The 17,697-nt window shown below is 67.9% G+C and carries 15 protein-coding genes; 12 read left to right on the top strand and 3 right to left on the bottom strand.

Annotated features, from left to right (window positions below; translation table 11 throughout):
* Positions 1 to 22: 22 nt before the first annotated feature.
* The 3 genes from B843_RS13565 to idi are packed head-to-tail and all read left to right on the top strand — an operon-like array spanning position 23 to position 2,884.
* Positions 23 to 637, top strand: coding sequence for a DUF3558 family protein (locus B843_RS13565; protein ID WP_081751559.1), 615 nt, complete (start codon positions 23 to 25; stop codon positions 635 to 637).
* Positions 634 to 2,277 carry a hypothetical protein gene (locus B843_RS13845; protein ID WP_025253318.1) on the top strand — a complete coding sequence of 548 codons (1,644 nt, stop codon included), beginning with the start codon at positions 634 to 636 and terminating at the stop codon, positions 2,275 to 2,277. The genes B843_RS13565 and B843_RS13845 overlap by 4 nt, the downstream gene beginning before the upstream one ends.
* A 55-nt stretch (positions 2,278 to 2,332) precedes the next feature.
* A complete protein-coding gene (gene idi, locus B843_RS09710) occupies positions 2,333 to 2,884 on the top strand; it encodes an isopentenyl-diphosphate Delta-isomerase (protein WP_025253317.1) in 552 nt (183 codons plus the stop codon).
* Here the strand turns inward: idi and B843_RS13290 are convergent.
* Together B843_RS13290 and B843_RS09700 are read right to left on the bottom strand one after the other, a co-directional pair.
* Complete coding sequence (locus B843_RS13290) at positions 2,881 to 3,792, bottom strand: phosphotransferase (protein ID WP_025253316.1); 912 nt, start codon at positions 3,790 to 3,792, stop codon at positions 2,881 to 2,883. The genes idi and B843_RS13290 overlap by 4 nt on opposite strands.
* Positions 3,789 to 5,168 carry a carboxylesterase family protein gene (locus tag B843_RS09700; protein WP_081751555.1) on the bottom strand — a complete coding sequence of 460 codons (1,380 nt, stop codon included), beginning with the start codon at positions 5,166 to 5,168 and terminating at the stop codon, positions 3,789 to 3,791. The genes B843_RS13290 and B843_RS09700 overlap by 4 nt, the downstream gene beginning before the upstream one ends.
* A 68-nt stretch (positions 5,169 to 5,236) precedes the next feature.
* Here B843_RS09700 and B843_RS09695 point away from each other — a divergent pair, with 68 nt between their 5' ends.
* From B843_RS09695 to B843_RS13840, 3 genes are read left to right on the top strand one after another with little or no spacing between them, the layout of a single operon-like run.
* Complete coding sequence (locus B843_RS09695) at positions 5,237 to 7,276, top strand: M3 family metallopeptidase (protein WP_025253314.1); 2,040 nt, start codon at positions 5,237 to 5,239, stop codon at positions 7,274 to 7,276.
* Positions 7,277 to 7,294: 18 nt separating this feature from the next.
* Positions 7,295 to 7,582 carry a hypothetical protein gene (locus tag B843_RS13285; RefSeq protein ID WP_025253313.1) on the top strand — a complete coding sequence of 96 codons (288 nt, stop codon included), beginning with the start codon at positions 7,295 to 7,297 and terminating at the stop codon, positions 7,580 to 7,582.
* Positions 7,583 to 7,585: 3 nt separating this feature from the next.
* Positions 7,586 to 7,726, top strand: a complete 141-nt coding sequence (locus B843_RS13840) for a hypothetical protein (protein WP_025253312.1) — start codon at positions 7,586 to 7,588, stop codon at positions 7,724 to 7,726.
* A gap of 123 nt (positions 7,727 to 7,849) precedes the next feature.
* On the opposite strand, the gene malQ is transcribed toward B843_RS13840, so the two are convergent.
* A complete protein-coding gene (malQ, locus tag B843_RS09680) occupies positions 7,850 to 9,994 on the bottom strand; it encodes a 4-alpha-glucanotransferase (RefSeq protein WP_025253311.1) in 2,145 nt (714 codons plus the stop codon).
* 328 nt (positions 9,995 to 10,322) lie between these two features.
* Between malQ and B843_RS09675 the strand changes: the two genes are divergently transcribed.
* The 6 genes from B843_RS09675 (at position 10,323) to B843_RS09650 (ending at position 17,644) form a co-directional block, all read left to right on the top strand.
* Positions 10,323 to 12,152 (top strand): AMP-dependent synthetase/ligase, encoded by a 1,830-nt coding sequence (locus B843_RS09675; protein ID WP_038595448.1) that lies wholly within the window; start codon positions 10,323 to 10,325, stop codon positions 12,150 to 12,152.
* A 291-nt stretch (positions 12,153 to 12,443) separates the two neighbouring features.
* The gene (locus B843_RS09670; protein ID WP_025253309.1) at positions 12,444 to 13,127 is read left to right on the top strand and encodes a hypothetical protein; all 684 of its coding nucleotides are present in this window, start codon (positions 12,444 to 12,446) and stop codon (positions 13,125 to 13,127) included.
* A gap of 42 nt (positions 13,128 to 13,169) precedes the next feature.
* Entirely contained in the window at positions 13,170 to 14,339 is a 1,170-nt protein-coding gene (gene hemW, locus B843_RS09665) for a radical SAM family heme chaperone HemW (protein WP_038595445.1), read from the top strand.
* 53 nt (positions 14,340 to 14,392) lie between these two features.
* Entirely contained in the window at positions 14,393 to 15,439 is a 1,047-nt protein-coding gene (hrcA, locus tag B843_RS09660) for a heat-inducible transcriptional repressor HrcA (protein ID WP_025253307.1), read from the top strand.
* Between the two features lie 188 nt (positions 15,440 to 15,627).
* Positions 15,628 to 16,755, top strand: a complete 1,128-nt coding sequence (dnaJ, locus tag B843_RS09655) for a molecular chaperone DnaJ (protein ID WP_025253306.1) — start codon at positions 15,628 to 15,630, stop codon at positions 16,753 to 16,755.
* A 124-nt stretch (positions 16,756 to 16,879) separates the two neighbouring features.
* A complete protein-coding gene (locus tag B843_RS09650; RefSeq protein WP_025253305.1) occupies positions 16,880 to 17,644 on the top strand; it encodes a 16S rRNA (uracil(1498)-N(3))-methyltransferase in 765 nt (254 codons plus the stop codon).
* Positions 17,645 to 17,697 lie beyond the last annotated feature (53 nt).

The raw sequence follows: 17,697 nt of genomic DNA, 5'->3' as shown, positions 1-17,697 counted from the left end.
GTGAGAAAGGGGACTACCTTTCGTGACCTATAAATCAACGCACCCGCCGGGTGCCAAGACCATCCTGCTGGTGCTGGGACTGCTGCTCGGCCCCCTGGTTGCCGCGTGTTCTGGGGGAACCGCAGCAACCGCCGTGGGGAATCCAACGCCCGCCACGACCAGCACCCCGAGTTTTGCGCCGGTCGATTTTGACAAGGATGCGCCGGGTTTCAAGTTCTTCGACGCGTGCAACGATCTCTCAGTCGAGGACTACGAGCAACTTGAGTTGAAGCCTGCCGAGATTCGAGATTACGATCCATCAATTCCGTTCTCTGGCTGCTCATTTCACCACTCGGGTGATGGGATGGCTGATGCAAAGTTTGGGGTCGTTTCTGACTTGTCTAGCCAAGAAAAAGTGTTGGCAGGTACTGAGGCGATTGAAACGCATTTCGAAAGCAAAACTAAGGGGGCGTATTTCCATTCTTCTGATTCGAAAGCAACTGAGAACAGCTGTATGGCTAGCGTCCCAACACAAGGTGGGCGCCTAGGGATTTTCGCATTCACAGCAAAGAGAAACTCCTTCACTCGTGAAGAATTGTGCCAATTGTCGGATGAACTACTCCTGAAATTCATTGAAAAGGCGGAACGACAATCATGAATGTCATAGCTATTCCCGATTCACTCATCGACGCAAATAAGTTGATCGACGGGGAGATCGAAGGATCGAACTGGGCCGCGGGCATCTCAAGAAACAAGACGATTGCTAGCGACTACTCGACAATTGCTGGAATTGATCAATTGGGCACCAACCACGGCGCTGTACTGAACGGCGGCGTCGGTTCGGCGAGTGAGGTCCTTTCTTCCTTCAGCGAGCAGGTCAACTGGTTGAACGAGGCTTTGCAGGCAACGAACGCGGCGCTGAGTGACCAGAACTCGTACATGGCGCGCGGGATGGACATCGCGGATGAGGGCGGGGCGACAGGGGAGAACTCCGTGGTCTTTCCGGCACGACCGGAGCCGCGCTACCAGGACTTCTCCTTCCCGGTACCGCTGGTGATGAAGGCCTCCTCGTTGGCCGAGCTCAACACCGCGCTGATGAGCACGAAGATCGGTGACGCCAGTGCGGCGGCTTCCCAGTGGAGAAGCCTAGGCGAGAAGCTGTCGGAGATCGCAGGGAAGCTGCGTGAGGCCGCGTCGTCGATCGCGTCGAATAACCGGGGCGAGGTCTTCGATCGGGCGGTGGAGAAGATCAACGAGGTGGCCTCGCACGGCGAGGCGTTCGCGGCGAACGCGCAGGTGTTTGCAGGCACGCTCAACGGAATGATGGCCAGGAACGCTCAGCTCATCGGGCCGGTGATGTCCGCGACGGGAATCGTGGCGGCGATCCAGGATCCGATCGAGAAGAAGGCCGTCGAGGAGGCCTACCTCATGAAGTTCCAGGCCACGCTGCAGACTCATGCGGAGGCGGCGGTGCCGCCGATCACGAACCTCATGAGCAACGCGAGCGTCAACGCCGCTGGGGGAGCGGGAGTTGACGTCGGCATGAGCGACATCGCCGGAAGGGGGCGTCTTTCCACCGCGGGCCTGCAGGCAGGCGCGATGGAGAGCGTTGGTACCGGCGCGCAAGCAAGTGGGGGCGGGCAATTTGGGGCAGTAGAAAATAATGCGGCGCAGCTGGCCGGGATCAACCCGGACGGTCTGGCAACCCACGCGGCCACCGTGGGGAACGCGCCGGTGGCGGCGTCGCCAAGCATTGCAGGGACGGTGACACCCATGGGCGGCGCGGGCCTAGGCGGCGGGCTCGGCACGGGTACAGGTGCAGGTGGAGTAGGAGACGTGCACTCCCCGTACGGCATGGGCATCGCGGGCACCGGAGTCACCAATGGTCGCGGAGCGACCGGGGCAGGTAGCCGGGCCGGAATCGGCGGCCGCATGGGCGCGTCCGCGCCGGGTGCGGGCGGGCTCGTCGGAAGGGGAACCGCAGGAGCTGGCGGGACAGGCATGATCGGCGGGGCCAAGGGGATGGGCGCCGGGCTGGGGCAGGCGTCACCGGGAGTGGCCAGTGCCGTGGGCACGCCTGCGGGTGGCGCCAAGACCGGCGCGGCGATGTCGGCAGCGCGTGGCACGGGCACGATGATGGGCGGCATGCCGGTTGGCGGGGCGGCGGACGAGCGGCAGAAGAAGGGCAAGGTCCGCCGGGTCACCACCGGGATCGAGAGCGAGGGCAACGTCAAGGCACTCATCGGCGATCGCGCGCCGGTTGTCCCGGGCGTCATCGGGTCGTGGATCCGGGACTAGGCGCCCGAGGGATCGGGCGGCGGGCGGCCGGAGGGCATGCGATAGTCTAGGATCCATGACCCAACCAGAGCTCGTCGTCCTCGTGGATGAGGACGGGACCCCCACGGGGACCGCACTGAAGTCCGAGGTGCACACCACGGACACCCCGCTTCACCTCGCATTCTCGTGCTACGTGGTGGACGGGGCAGGGCGGGTGCTCATCACCAGGCGTGCGCTGGGGAAGAAGACCTGGCCGGGCGTGTGGACCAACTCCGCGTGCGGGCACTTGGCACCGGGGGAGACCGCGGCGGAGGCGGCGCGCAGGCGGGTGCCGCACGAGATCGGCGTGGAGGCCGAGCGCTTGGGGGAGCTCACCGAGGTGCTGCCCCAGTTCCGTTACCGGGCGGTCGACTCGCGGGGGATCGTCGAGTGGGAGATCTGCCCGGTGTTCGTCGCGAGGCTTGAGGGGACGGGCGGGCTTAGCCCGGAGGCGGAGGAGGTGGACTCCTTCGCGTGGACCACGCCGGAGAAACTCTTCGCCGCGGTCGATGCGGCCCCATTCGCGTTTAGCCCGTGGATGGTCGAGCAGCTTGGCCACGCGGAACTGCGGCGCGCGCTGCTCGCCTAGAAGACGAACCTCGCGCTGTCGAGCGGGACGTTGACCCACTCGGGGCGGTGATCGAGCTCGTAGCCGACCTCGTAGCAGAAGCGGTCGATGAGGTAGGCGCGCAGGAGGTCCGCGTCCAAGGGCATGCCGGAGGCTTCCTCGTAGGCGGGGCAAAAGGCCGAAAGGTCGAAGTCGAGGCCTGCGTAGTGGAAGCTGCGGATGAGGCCCGCGACGTCGCGCAGCGGCGAGTCGACGGGGCTGTCGGTGGCGCCCGGCTCGCCCTCAAAGTCGAGGTAGTAGAGGTCGTCACCGGAAAGAAGGATCTGGCCTAGGTGCAGGTCGCCGTGGATGGCCTGGGTCGCGATCGTCCCGAGGCTGCCCACCGCCTCGTAGGCCGCCTGGGCGTCGGCGGCGAAGGGCTCGAGGAGGTTCGTGCGCGCCCGGAGGCCGCGCAGTCGCTCGTTCAGGCGGGCGCGGAGGTCCGCGCCGGTGGCGGCGTGGGAGCCGAAGGCGTCGACAAGCTGGGCGTGAATGGAGCCGAGGCTGGAACCGAGCGCCGGGGTCAGCGAGGAAAGCAGCGGGGCGCCGCGCAGCTCCCAGAGGTCTTTCGCGCCGGGAAGGAAGCGGGTGACCACGCACAGGGTGCGGCCGCCGAGCGACAGGTGGCCGACAAACGGCGGGACGAAGGCGCGCAGCGCGTGGCCGATGCGGACCTCCTGGCCCTCGCCGTCGGGGAGGTCGGCGTAGAACTTCCAGATGGTTTCGTCGTCGACGATGAAGGAGAAGTTCGTCTGCTCGCCCGAGATGGGAACGATGCTGGAGGCGGCGCCGGTGGGCAGGCCGTGTGCCTCGATGTTGGCCGGGACGCGCCCGCCCATGACCTGGGCGATGAGGGCGGGGAACTCCGCGGGGGAATACGGGTTCTTCATCGCCGCGCGCCCCCGGTGACGCGGAAGGAGCGCCTGACCTCGGCGAAGGGATCGGCGACCACGCGGGCGGGCTCGCCGTCGATGGGGACGTCGAGCACGAGTCGGCCCTCGCCGTAGCGGGGCCACGCGGGCTCCTCGCCGCGGGCGAAGTCGACGGCGCGCTGGTGGCATTCATTAAGCAGCGCTTGCGGCGGGTCGAAGAGCAGGTCCCAGTGGGTGTAGGCGATGAGCGGATAGGAGCCGAACACCCACGGGATGTCGCAGCAGTGGTAGGCGGGGTGGGCGTCGTTGCCTTGGTAGCGCAGCACCCACGTGTTGGGAACCGACTCGGCAGTGAGCGCGACGTTCTTGGTGAACAGCGCGTCGGTGAGCAGCTGCCCGAAGAACCTGCGGGAGCCGGTCTTGTAGCCGCGCCCGCCCATGTGCCGGGCGAACGGCGCGCGGATGACCCTGGACCAGGCGGCCTCGTCGAGCTTGACCGCGGAGCCGTGGTTGTGGAACTCCTGCCCGGTCACGGTCACCACCAGCGGGATGTCGGCGAGCTCAGCGGGGTCGAAGGGGGCGGGGCCGACGGATAGGTCGGTGGCGGTGCGCTTGTCGAACTTCTGGTACGCCTCCGAGAGCTTGCGCTCGCCGAGGCTGCGCAGCTTGGCGCGGGTGAGCGGGCCGTTGATGATGGCGCGCAGCAGCCACTTGCGCTTGGCAAACGGCACCCGCGGCAGGCCGGGCGACATCGCCCAGGCGCGGCGGAAGGTGCCGCGGAAGTGGTCGCGGCGGGCCAGCCACAAGACGATGCCGCCGCCCGCGGACTGCCCCATGAGCGTGACGTTGGTCGGGTCGCCGCCGAAGTCCTCGATGTTTTTCTGCACCCAGTCGAGCGCGGTGTTGCAGTCGTCGATGCCCCGGTAGTGGTTGGGCAGGTCATCGTGGAAGGGGAGGAAGCCCGATAGCCCCAGGCGGTAGCTGACGCTCACCGTGATGATTTCGTCGGCGGCGAACCCGGCGCCGTCGAACCACGGCTCGTCGCGGGTGCCGGAGTCGAAGCCACCGCCGTGGACGAACACCACCACCGGCAGGTCGTCGCCGAGCTGGGCGTCGGCGGGCATCGTCACCGAGAGCTGCAGGGCGTTGCTGGGAGGCGCGGAGTAGCTCGCGTCGACGATCGCGGTGGGGCGCTCGCACCGCGTGGCCTCGCCGAAGGGGTCCTCGACTCGGGCGTAGGTGATCGCCGGGAACACCACGCGGGCCGGGTAGTCCGGCTGGTACTCGCTAAACCGAGCCGCGTCCTCCTCGTCCGGCTGCTGGGCGGCAACGAGCGAGCCTTGTAAGGTGCCGCCGGGGTTCAAAACGTGCGAGGAAGTGCCGGGCGAAGTCATGGGTTACAGCCTATCAACCGCCCGGGAGGCGGCGGGTGAGATCGCGGAGGTGGTTATCATGGGCTTCCATGACCGACAATCCATTGTTTAGCCCCTCGTCCCTGCCTTTCGAGCTGCCCGACTTCGCAGCGATCCGCACCGAGCATTACCTGCCCGCCTTCGAGCGCGGCATGCGGCTCCAGCGCGAGGAGATCGACGCGATCTGCGCCAACCCCGAGCCCGCGACGTGGGAGAACACCGTCGAGGCGTGGGAGCGCTCGGGGCGCGACCTCGAGCGGGTGGCGGCGGTCTTCTTCAACCTCCACGGCACCGACTCCAGCCCCGAGATGGACGAGATCGCAGCCGAGGTCGCCCCGAAGCTCGCGGCCCACGCCGACTCGCTCTACCTCAACAAGGAGCTCTACCAGCGCATCAAGGACGCGACCCCGCCCGAGGACCCCGAGTCGCGGCGCCTCCACGACCACCTGCTGCGCACCTTCGCCCGCCGCGGCGCCGAGCTGAGCGAGGAGGAGATGGCGCGGGTAAGGGAGATCAACGCGCGGCTTTCCGTGCTTTCCGACGCCTTCGGCCGCAACCTCCTCGCCGACACCAGGCGCCTGGCCGTCCAGTTCGACGACCCGGCCGAGCTCGAAGGGTTCAGCCCGTCGCGCATCGAGTCGGCCGCCGAGGACGCGAAGGCGCTCGGCAAGGAGGGCTACGTCATCCCGCTCGAGCTGCCGAGCGTCCAGCAGGCCCAGTCGAGCCTCGACAACGCTGCCTCAAGGGCCAAGCTCTACGCCGCGAGCTTGAAGCGCGGTGCCGAGACCAACGGCGAGGTGCTCGTCGAGATGGTGCAGTTGCGCGCGGAGAAGGCGAAGCTCCTGGGGTATGCCAGCCACGCCGACTACGTCATCGCCGAGGAGACCGCGGGCAGCGCGGAGGCCGCCCGAAAGCTCCTCTACGACCTAGCCCCCGCGGCGGCGACGAACGCCGTCAACGAGCACAAGCTGCTCGTGGAGGCGGCCGGCGAAGACGTCGACGGCGCCGACTGGCCGTATTGGGAGTCGAAGGTGCGCGCCCGCGACTACCAGCTGGACGAGGGCGAGCTTCGGAAGTACTTCCCGCTGGATCAGGTCCTGGAAAAGGGCGTGTTCTACGCGGCCAAGAGGCTCTATGGCGTAGCCGTCGAGAAGCGAAACGACCTGGCGGGATACGCCGACGGCGTGGACGTCTACGAGGTCAAAGAGGAAAGCGGCGAGCCGATCGGGCTGTTTCTCACCGATTACTTCGGGCGCCCCTCCAAGCGCGGCGGGGCGTGGATGTCCGGGTTCGTGGAGCAGTCCCGGCTGCTGGGCACGAAGCCGGTGGTCATCAACGTCATGGGGCTGACCCGGCCCGCCGACGGCAGCCAGCCGCTTTTGAACCTCGACGAGCTGACCACCGTGTTCCACGAGTTCGGCCACGCGCTGCACGGGCTGCTGACGGACGTTTGCTACCCGACCTTCTCCGGGACGAACGTGCCGCGCGACTACGTGGAGTTCCCCTCGCAGATCAACGAGAACTGGGCGCTCGACCCGGCCGTGGTGCGCAACTACGCCTTCCACGTGGACACCGGCGAGCCGATCCCGCAGGAGCTGCTCGACTCCATCGAGGTGGCCAAGCAGTTCGGGCAGGGGTTTGCCACCACCGAGTACCTGGCCGCGGCCATCATCGACCTCGCGTGGCATTCGCTGTCGCCGAAGGAGGCCGCGTCGCTGTCCGCGGCCGACATCGACGCCTTCGAGGCCCACGCCTTGGAGGAGGCGGGCATCGACGTGGCAGGCCTAGCGCCGCGCTACCGCTCGACGTACTTCAACCACGTCTTCGCGGGCGGCTACTCGGCGGGCTACTACTCCTACCTGTGGGCGGAGGTGCTCGACGCCGACGGCTTCGACTGGTTTAGGCAGGTGGAGGCCGCGGGGCTTGGCTCCTCGCCGGTGGCGGCGCGCGCGGCCGGTCGCCGCTTCCGCGAGCTGGTGCTGTCCCGCGGCGCGTCCGCGGACTACAATCAGGCCTTCGAGAACCTGCGCGGCCGCGAGAAGGACGTCCACGCGCTGCTGCGCCGACGCGGGCTCGCGGGCGCGATGTAGCAAACAAGGAGGCAGGTCATGAACGGGGTTGTCCAGTCCGTGCGCGAGCTTGTCGACGCCATTGGTCAGTCGCTCACGTCCGCGCCGCTGTGGCTGCAGGCCCCGCTCGTCATGATCGTGGTGATCCCCCTGTGCGGGGTGCTGGCGCTGGCCTGGCTGCGCATCGTCGACGTCTCGGGGGCGATGGGATTGCGGGTTTTCCACGCCCTTAGCGCTAAAGTGGGTACGTCAATAAAGAATCCCGGGCGTGAGAACCCCGCCGCAGGCCACGAGCCTGAGGATTCGCCGATCGAGAAAAGTAGCTGACCCATGGCAAACCCAGAAGAGCTGCGCAAGCAGGATCAGAAGCTCCCGCGCCAGAAGCGCAAGTACCCGCAGTCGAGGGTGACGCAGTCCTTGTACCTGCTCCTCGTCCTGGTCGTCGTGGCCTGGCTGGTCTCGATGATGTGATAGCTGTTTCCGGCACAAACCAGGAATAGCTTGGGGGTTAAGAAAAGTTCGGAGGAGCTTGGGATAGCAAAGGCGCGCTGGTTTCCCAGCGCGCCTTTTATGCTGCTTAGCGCCTTGCTCGCGCTACGGGCGCCGCGAGGCGTCGGCGATGCGGTGGAAGAGCTCGTTGCCCGCGAGGTCCTCGATGAGCACGGACTTACCCTTATCGTCGCACAGCGGGATGCACCAGTTCGGGTACTGCGAGCGCACGGTGCCCGGCTGGTTCTGCGCCCGCTTGTCGGCGACCATGTCCACCAGCGAGGTGCAGGTCAGCGCCGAGGGGGTGTGGGCGATGAACCGGTGCATGGCGGCGAGCAGGTCGGCGGTCGCACCGCGGTCCTGCCGGGCGCGGCCCGCGAAGTCGTCCATCTGGAAGTCGGTGCCCTCGAAGCCGCCCTGCTCCTTGACGCGGTTTAAGACCTCGGCCTGCCACTGCAGATCCATGGCGTTTTCCTCATCCACGCTGTTGGTGAGGATCCCCAGCTTGTCGCGCAGGGTGATGTGCTCGCCCTCCAGGTATCCGGCCGTGGGCGGCAGGTCGTGGGTGGTCACCGAGCTCAGCGCGGCGGTGCGGTACTCCTCCTGGCGGCGCGGGCCGGGGCCGCCAGGGGAGTGCTCGAACCACAGGATCGAGGTGCCCATGATGCCGCGGGAGGCGAGGACCTCCTGGACCCAGGGCTCGAAGGTGCCCAGGTCCTCGCCGATGACCACGGCGCCGGCGCGCTCGGCCTCGAGCGCGAGGATGCCGACCAGCGCGTTGTAGTCGTAGTTGACGTAGGTGCCGGTGGTCGGCGACTGCATGCGCGGGATCCAGTACAGGCGGAACAGGCCCAGGACGTGGTCGACGCGGATGCCGCCGGAGTGGCGCAGCACGGTGCGCAGCAGGTCGCGCCAAGGGATGTAGCCCTGCTCGGCGAGCCGCTCGGGGTGCCACGGCGGCTGGGACCAGTCCTGGCCCTGCTGGTTGTAGTTGTCCGGCGGGGCGCCGACGGAGGCCGCGGGGGCGAGCACGTCGGTGAGCGTGTTGGCGTCCGCGCCGCCCGGGTGCACGCCGACGGCGAGGTCGGCCATGATGCCGATGCTCATGCCCGCGTCCACCGCGCGCGACTGGGCGCCGGCGAGCTGCTGGTCGCAGATCCACTGCAGCCACATGTAGAACTCGGCGACGTCCTCCTCGGCGTCGGGGATGGAGTGCGCGGTGTCCTCGCGGTTGGCGGCGATCTCCTGCTGGGCGCACCAGGTGGCGAAGTCGACCAGGCCCTGGCCCTCGCCGGAGACGAACTCGCGGAAGTCCTGCTCGCGGGCGGCGTCGCGCCCGGAGTTGAAGATCTCGCGCAGGACCTGCAGCTTCGCCTCGTAGATGGGGTTGCGCTCGATGATGTCGGCGCTGTGGTTGAGCGCGTGGAACTCCGCGGCGATCTCCTCGACCTCTTCCTGGACCTCCTGCGGCAGCTCGAGCAGCTCCGGGATGTCCTCGATGCGGATGTAGATCGGGTTGGTAAAGCGCCGCGAGGTGGGCAGGTAGGGGGAGTCCTCGACCGGCGGGAAGGGCTCGGCGGCGTGCATCGGGTTGATGAGCAGGAAGTCCGCGCCCGCCTCGGCGGCCAGCACCTCAGCCAGGTCGCCTAGGTCGTGGAAGTCGCCCATGCCCCAGGACTTCTCGCTGCGCACGGAGTAGATCTGGGCCATCACGCCCGCGACCGGGTGCTCGAGCACCTTGTCGGTGGTAGAAAGCCTGCGCGGGGTGACGATGAGGAAGGAGCTCGCGGTGAGGTCCTCGCTGGTCAGCGTGAGGGTGTGCCAACCGGTGGGGAGGTCGGTGGGGAGCCTGAAGGAGGCCTCGCCCCAGGTCGCGCCGTCGATTTCGCGCGGGGGCTCCCAGTTGTCGATCTGCTCGGGCTCGGCCAGCGAGCCATCCTCCAGCCGAATGGTGAGCTCCGCGGGTGCACCGTCGTGGACGTGGACGTTGAACACGTAGGCGTCGCCCTCGGTGGCCACGATGCTCGGGGGCAGCGGGCGGGTAAACAGCTGGTCTCGGCGGGCCTGCAGCGCGCGGCCTAGGTCCTCCTCGCTGGGGGCCTCCTGCGAGCCCAGGTCGACGCCGAAGGCGCGCAGGGTCTTGATGAGGGTATCGTCGCTCGCCTCGACGTAGTGCCCGCCGTATCCGGTGTAGCCCGTGGCGATGGAGTGGGCGCTGGCTAGTTCGCGGAGAATTTCTTGATAAGACACAACCTCCATTGTGCCATGTGAGGGGCCTTAAGTCCTGCTAAAAGCCGCAGCTGGCGGCCCCCTGGGGGACCAGGCTTATCGTCAGCACGGCATTTGCCGCGCCGGGGTAATCATTCCCACACCGACTTTGCGCCGACTTTGCGCCCCGAAGGCGTGCAAAACGGGCGCAAAACTAAGTGGTTCCCGTTGCCGGCGAGGCGGAAGCCTTGGCCGTCGACAAGCCTGCTTTTGCCTGCAAAAGGAACATTTTTATTCCCCCTTGGGACGCTTTTGTGGAAAGCTTGGGGGCAAACTTGTTAGCCAGCGAAGGGATTGGAGAAACCGGATCATGCAGGAAGTAACTTCCGAGGCCGCTTACACCGTTGGGGAGAAGGACACCTGCCTCAATGCGCTTCTGGCCACCGCTCAGGCGCGCCCGTACGGCGTGATGTTCACCCGCCCCAAGAACTACGAGTGGGTCAACGTCACCGCGGCCGAGTTCGTGGCCGAGATCTACGAGGTGGCCAAGGGCTTCATCAACGCGGGCGTCAAGCAGGGCGACCGCATCGCCATCCTGTCCGAGACCCGGTACGAGTGGTCGCTGCTCGACTTCGCCATCTGGGCGGCGGGCTGCGTGTCCGTCCCGATCTACGGCTCCTCCTCCCTGCGCCAGATCGAGTGGATCATCGAGGACTCCGAGGCCGTCTTCGCCGTCACCGAGACCCGCGACCACACCGACCTCATGAAGCACCTCGTGCTCCGCGAGGACGGCACGCCCGCCCTCCAGGACTCGACCTCCAAGCTGCGCCGCATCCTCGAGATCAACTCCTCGGCCATCGAGACCCTCAAGTTCGAGGGCCGCGGCGTCACCAACGAGGAGGTCGACGCCCGCATCCAGGCCACCAACTCCGCCGATCTCGCCTCGCTCGTCTACACCTCCGGCACCACCGGCCGCCCCAAGGGCTGCCGGCTGACCCACGCCAACTGGATCGCCGAGGTCCGCGGCCTGCTCACCAACCCCATCGGTGCCATCGCCGTGCCGGGCACCCGCGTGCTCACCTTCCTGCCGCTGGCGCACGTGCTCGCCCGCGCGGTCTCGCTCGCCGTGGCCATCGGCGGCGCCACCCAGTCCCACTGGTCGGACTTCTCCACCATCTCCATGGAGTTCCAGCGTGCCCGCCCGAACCTGATCCTCGGCGTCCCGCGCGTGTTCGAGAAGGTCCGCAACGGCGCGGCCGCCAACGCCGCCGAGAACGGCCCGGTCCGCGCGGCCGCCTTCCTGCAGGCCGAGAAGGTGGCGCAGGAATACTCCCGCGCGCTGGATACCGTGGAGGGGCCGAGCCGCGTGCTCAAGCTCAAGCACAAAGCCTTCGACAAGCTGGTCTACTCCAAGATCCGCGCCGCCATGGGTGACTCCGTCAAGTACGCCATCTCCGGCGGCTCCGCGATCAGCCACGACCTCATGCACTTCTTCCGCGGCATCGGCACCCCGATCTACGAGGGCTACGGCCTCACCGAGACCACGGCCGCCTGCGCGGTCGACTTCGAGGAACAGAAGATCGGCACCGTGGGCCGGCCTGTCGGCGGCAACTCCATCCGCATCAACGACGACGGCGAGATCCTCGTCAAGGGCCTTACCGTTTTCGAGGGCTACTGGAACAACGAGGAGGCCACGAAGGACTCCATCGAGGACGGCTGGTTCAACACCGGCGACCTGGGCGAGCTGCTGGATTCCGGCCACCTCGTCATCACCGGCCGCAAGAAGGACCTCATCGTCACCGCCGGCGGCAAGAACGTCTCGCCCGGCCCCATGGAGGACGCCCTGCGCGCCCACCCGATGATCAGCCAGGCGATGGTCGTCGGCGACGGCAAGCCGTTCATCGGCCTGCTGCTCACCCTCGACGAGGACGCGCTCAAGCGCTGGAAGCTCAACCACAACATCCCCGAGTCCCGCTCGGTGTCCGAGATGGCCACCGACCCGGTGCTGCGCGCGGAGATCCAGGACGCTGTCAACGCGGTCAACGCCACCGTCTCGCACGCGGAGGCCATCAAGAAGTTCTACATCCTAGACCGCGACCTGACGGAGGAGGCCGACGAGCTCACCCCGACCATGAAGGTCAAGCGCAACGTCGTCGCCCGCCGCTACGCGGACGCCATCGCGCAGATCTACAAGCGCTAGCGCCCACGGCCCCTGGAAACAGGGGCCGCTCGCGTTTTACAGCCAACACTTTTCACGCTTCCGGCGAGCCGCGCGGATTTGCGCCGCGAAGTGATCTAGAGTTTCCAATCGGAATCGCATGACGCCCCGACCTCCACGGCCAGGGCTTATCGTCTTCCGGCTTTTTGTCGCCGTAAGCAGGCATTTTTCGCTTGTCGACGCCAAGGCCCGTGGCCTTGAGACCGGAAAACGATGTGCAGTATTAGTGAAACTTCGACGGCTTCGCCAGGCACAGGGTGAAAGGGAGGGCTCATGATCGGACTCGACGCCACGACGCGCCACCGCCAGCTCACCCAGGAGCTCTTCAACATCGGCGACGAGGTGGCCACCTACATCGAAAACCTCGCCGAGGCCGTCGCCGACTGGGACGCCGAGCTGGTCGAGGACTGCCTCGCGGAGTTCGAGGAGATCGTCGCCGAGGCCCGCCGGGACGCCCGCGCCGTGCTCTCCGAGCTCGCCGGACTGCGCCAAGCGCTCACCTCCGGCATCGCCTCCGGGACGGTCGCCGCGATGACCCCGGTGCGCAAGGAGTTCTCCCGCCCGGTTCTTATCACCACCGACAACCTGCGCGACCGCTTCCCGATCCAGCGCACCCCGGTCATGGTCGGCGAGCTCACCCAGGCTCTCGAGGCCCGCACCGAGCTCATCGGCGACTACCTCGCCCACGTGGTGGAGTGGGAGCTCGCCGAGACCGAGCGCGCCGCCCGCGATCTCGACTCGCTCAACCTGCCGCTGCTCTACGCCCGCACCGCCGAGGCCGTCACCGCCGCCGCCGAGGCCTGGCTGGAGACCGTGGCAGTCGAGCACCCGGCGTTCTGCCGCACAATGCGCGGCAGCAACCCGCCGGCCTTCCTCAACGAGCGCGCCCGCATCGACGCGGTCGTTCAGCGCGTGCGCGCCAAGCTCCGCGCGGCGAAGGGCGCCGACGCCTCCTAGCGCTATCCCGCGAAAGCGGTGGGGCGCTACACTGTAACGCCTATGCCTGACACACCTTCCGCGCCCTTCGGCGTGTACCTCCACGTCCCGTTCTGCAGCTCGCGCTGCGGCTACTGCGACTTCAACACCTACACCCCCGGCGAGCTGGGGAGCTCGGCCTCGCCCGAGAGCTACCTCGACGCGCTCGAAAAGGAACTCGAGCTCGCCGCCGCGCGCCGGGAGGCGGCCGGGGACCGTCGACAAGCGGAAACGATCTTCATCGGGGGAGGAACCCCCTCCATGCTGGGCGCGGCAGGACTCGGACGGGTGCTCAAGGCCATCGCGAACACCACCGGAATCGCGGCGGGCGCCGAGGTGACCACCGAGTCCAACCCCGAGTCCACGTCGCCGGAGTTCTTCGAAGGCCTGCGCGAGGCGGGGTATACGCGCATCTCGCTCGGCATGCAGTCGGCCTCCTCGGCGGTGCTGCGGGTCTTGGAGCGCGCGCATACCCCGGGCCGGGCCTTCGACGCCGCGCGCGAGGCGCTGGCCGCGGGCTTCGACCACGTCAACCTGGACATGATCTACGGCACGCCCACCGAGCGCGACGAGGACGTGCGCCTCACGCTGGAGAAGGTGCTGGAGACCGGCGTCGACCACGTGAGCGCCTACTCGCTCATCGTGGAGGACGGCACCCGGATGGCGCGAAAGGTGCGAAAGGGCGAGCTGCCCGCCCCGCAGGAGGACGTCTACGCCGACCGCTACTGGATGATCGACGCCGCCCTCACCGAGGCGGGCTTCGGCTGGTACGAGGTGTCCAACTGGGCACGAATCGGCGGGGAGTGCCGCCACAACCTGGGCTACTGGCGCGACGGCGACTGGTGGGGCGCGGGCCCGGGCGCCCACTCGCACCTGGGCACGACGCGCTTCTTCAACGTCAAGCACCCGGCCACCTACGCGAAGATCCTGGGCGAAGGCGCGCTCCCGATCAAGGAGACCGAGGAGCTGGGGGCGGCCGAGCGCCACGAGGAAAAGGTCATGCTGGGCCTGCGCCTGCGCGAGGGCCTGGCGATGTCGGAACTCGACGAGCGCGAGCAGCACGTGGCCCGCCGTTTCGAGGGCCTAGGGATGCTCGCCATCACCGGCGGCGGGGCCGGCCGGGTGGCGCTCACGGACTCCGGGCGGCTGCTCGCCGACGGCATCATTGCCGACATCCTGTTCGACGAGGCCTAAGCCAGCGTCTTACACTGAACAGATAAGCAAACCAGGTGAGATTGGAGGATCCCGTGGCGGGAGCGACGCAGAAGCGGCGGCAGGAGGTCCTGCGCGCCATCGTGGCCGACTACATCTCCTCCCAGGAGCCGGTGGGGTCCAAGGCGCTGCTCGAGCGGCACAAGCTCAACGTCTCCTCGGCGACCATCCGCAACGACATGGCGGTGCTCGAGTCCGAGGGCTACATCATGAGCCAGCACGCGAGCTCCGGGCGCATCCCCACCCAGAAGGCCTACCGGCTGTTCGTGGACTCGCTCAACGAGGTCAAGCCGCTCTCGCAGGCCGAGCGCTCGGCGATCCTCAACTTCCTCGAGGGCGGGGTGGACCTGGAGGACGTGCTGCGCCGAAGCGTGCAGCTGCTCTCGCAGATCACCCGCCAGGCCGCCGTGGTGCAGCTGCCGAACCTGAAGGTCAGCCGGGTCAAGCACTGCGAGGTGGTGCTGCTCTCGCCGGTGCGCCTGCTGCTCGTGCTCATCACCGACTCCGGGCGCGTGGACCAGCGCAACGTGGAGCTCACCCAGGTCTGCGGGCCGGAGCAGGTGGCCAAGCTCAAGGACGTGCTCAACCGCGCGCTCGACGGCAAGACGCTCACCGACGCCTCGGTCTCGCTGGCGGACCTGGCCGACCCCACGCACAAGGAGATCTTCGTGGAGCCGGAGATCCAAAGCCACGTGCTGCGCTGCGCGACGGTGCTCATCGAGACGCTCGTCGAGCAGCCCAACGACCGGCTCATCCTGGCGGGCGCCTCCAACCTCACCCGCGTGGCGCGCGACTTCCCGCAGGGCCTGCCCAGCATCCTCGAGGCGCTCGAGGAGCAGGTGGTGGTGCTCAAGCTCTTGGCAAACGTCCAGGACCTGGGTCACGTGAGCGTGCTCATCGGCGAGGAGAACGAGGACGACCAGCTCGCGCAAACCTCCGTCGTGGCCACCGGCTACGGTTCGCAGGGGGAGACCCTGGGCGGGCTCGGCGTGGTGGGGCCGACGTACATGGACTACTCGGGAACAATGTCGAAGGTCTTGGCCGTTGCACAGTACGTCAGCCGGGTGCTCGGCGGGAAGTAGCACCTTCTCCGGGTGGGTGCCTTCCGCGCCCCGCGTTCGCCAGTAGCGACCCGGCTTAAACTTTGACGCCTTGGGCGTTATCATTAAGGACTTAGCACTCATAGACGCCGTCTGCTAGAAGCCCTCGGGGGAGCGGCGGCGCACCGACGATTGCACAAATTAACGCATAGAAAGCTGTAGAGATAACCGTGGCTCGTGACTATTACGGAATCCTTGGGGTCGACCGTGGCGCCAGCGACAACGAGATCAAGAAGGCATACCGCAAGCTCGCCCGCAAGTACCACCCCGACGTGAACGACACCGAGGAGGCCGCGGAGAAGTTCAGCGAGATCTCGATCGCGCAGGAGGTGCTGCTCGACCCAGAGAAGCGCCGCATCGTCGACGCCGGCGGCGACCCCATGGCCCAGGGCGGCGGCGCGGGCGGCTACGGCGGCGGCGGCGGATTCGGCGACATCTTCGAGGCCTTCTTCGGCGGCGGCGGTGCGGCCCAGGGCCCGCGCTCGCGCGTGCAGCCCGGCTCGGACGCGCTCCTGCGCACCCGCATCTCGCTGGAGGACGCCTACCTCGGCGTGAAGAAGCCCGTCACCATCGACACCGCCATCCTGTGCGACGCCTGCGAGGGCACCGGCTCCAAGACCAAGTCCAAGCCGGTCACCTGCACCAACTGCAACGGCTCCGGCCACATCCAGCAGGTTCAGCGCTCCTTCCTCGGCAACGTCATGACCACCGCTCCGTGCCCGGTCTGCGACGGCACCGGCGAGGTCATCCCGGATCCCTGCGCCAAGTGCGGCGGCGACGGCCGCGTGGCGGCACGCCGCGACCTCACGGTCAACATCCCAGCGGGCATCGCCGAAGGCATGCGCATCCGCATGGCGGGCCAGGGCGAGGTCGGCCACGGCGGCGGCCCCGCGGGCGACCTCTACGTCGAGGTCTCCATCGACCGCCACCCGGTGTTCACCCGCGAGGGCGACGACCTCCACTTCAGCGTCACCGTACCGATGGTCGACGCGGCCCTCGGCGTCGACTTCGACGTGGATGCCCTCGACGGCGAGCCGATCACCGTCACCATCCCGCAGGGCACCCAGCCCAACGCCGCGATCAACGTCGCGGGCCAGGGTATGCCGCGCCTGCGCGGCGAAGGCAATGGCAACCTCTATGCCCACGTCGACGTCACCGTCCCCACCGAACTCAGCGACAAGCAGAAGGACCTGCTGGAGAAGCTGCGCGAGCATGGCGGCGAGACCACCGGGGTGCGCCGCGAGGACGCCCACGGCGAAGGCCTGTTCGGCCGCATCCGCAACCGTTTCCGCCGCTAGAGCCCGGATCCCTTCCTTGAACTCGTGGCACCGGTGCCACGCCGGAGCCACGCCGGTGCCACGCCGGAGCCGTCCGGCACCACGCCGACAGGCGTCGACAAGCACAGCAAAAGAGGTACCCCGCATGTCCCTGCCCGTCTTCATCGCTGACCTCGACGCGGTGCTCGAGGGCACTTTCGCCGCGCTTCCCGAGGCAGGCCAGGCGTTCACGCTGACCGGCCCCGAGGGGCGGCACGCCGTCTCCGTCAAACGCATCGCGGTGGGGGAGAAGATCGCGCTCGTCGACGGCCGCGGCGGCCGCGCCATCGCCGAGGTGACCGCCACGCGCGGCAAGGACACCCTCGAGGCGCGCATTGTGGAGCGCGAGGAGCTGCCCGCGCCCACGCCCACGGTGACGGTGATCCAGGCGCTGCCGAAGTCGGAGCGCAGCGAGCTCGCCGTCGACCTGCTCACCCAGGGCGGCGCCGACCGCATCGTGCCCTGGGAGGCCAGCCGGTGCGTGGCCAAGTGGCAGGGCGCCAAGCGCGGCAAGGGCGTGCAAAAGTGGCGCCAGGCGGCCATCGCCGCGGCCAAGCAGTCGCGCCGCCCGCGCCTGCCGGAGGTCACCGAGCCGATGCGCACCGCGCAGGTCGCGGCGATGCTGGGGGAGTTCGACCTCGTGCTCATCCTCCACGAGGAGGCGGCCGCACCAATCGCGCAGGTCCCGCTCGATCGCGCCGGTTCCATCGCGGTCATCATCGGCCCCGAGGGAGGCGTCAGCCCCGAGGAGGTCGAGCAGCTCACCCGCGCCGGGGCCACCGCCGTGAAGCTCGGCCCGGAGGTCCTGCGCACGGCGAGCGCGGGCATCGTGGCGCTCGCGGCCATTGGCGTCCGCACGGATCGCTGGTAGGTTCTGCGGGAGCCGGCGAACTGTAAGATACTTCTAGTACTGGCTCTTGCTTG

It is taken from the genome of Corynebacterium vitaeruminis DSM 20294, from assembly GCF_000550805.1.
Lineage (GTDB): Bacteria > Actinomycetota > Actinomycetes > Mycobacteriales > Mycobacteriaceae > Corynebacterium > Corynebacterium vitaeruminis.
This window is presented reverse-complemented; position numbering and strand designations above follow the sequence as displayed.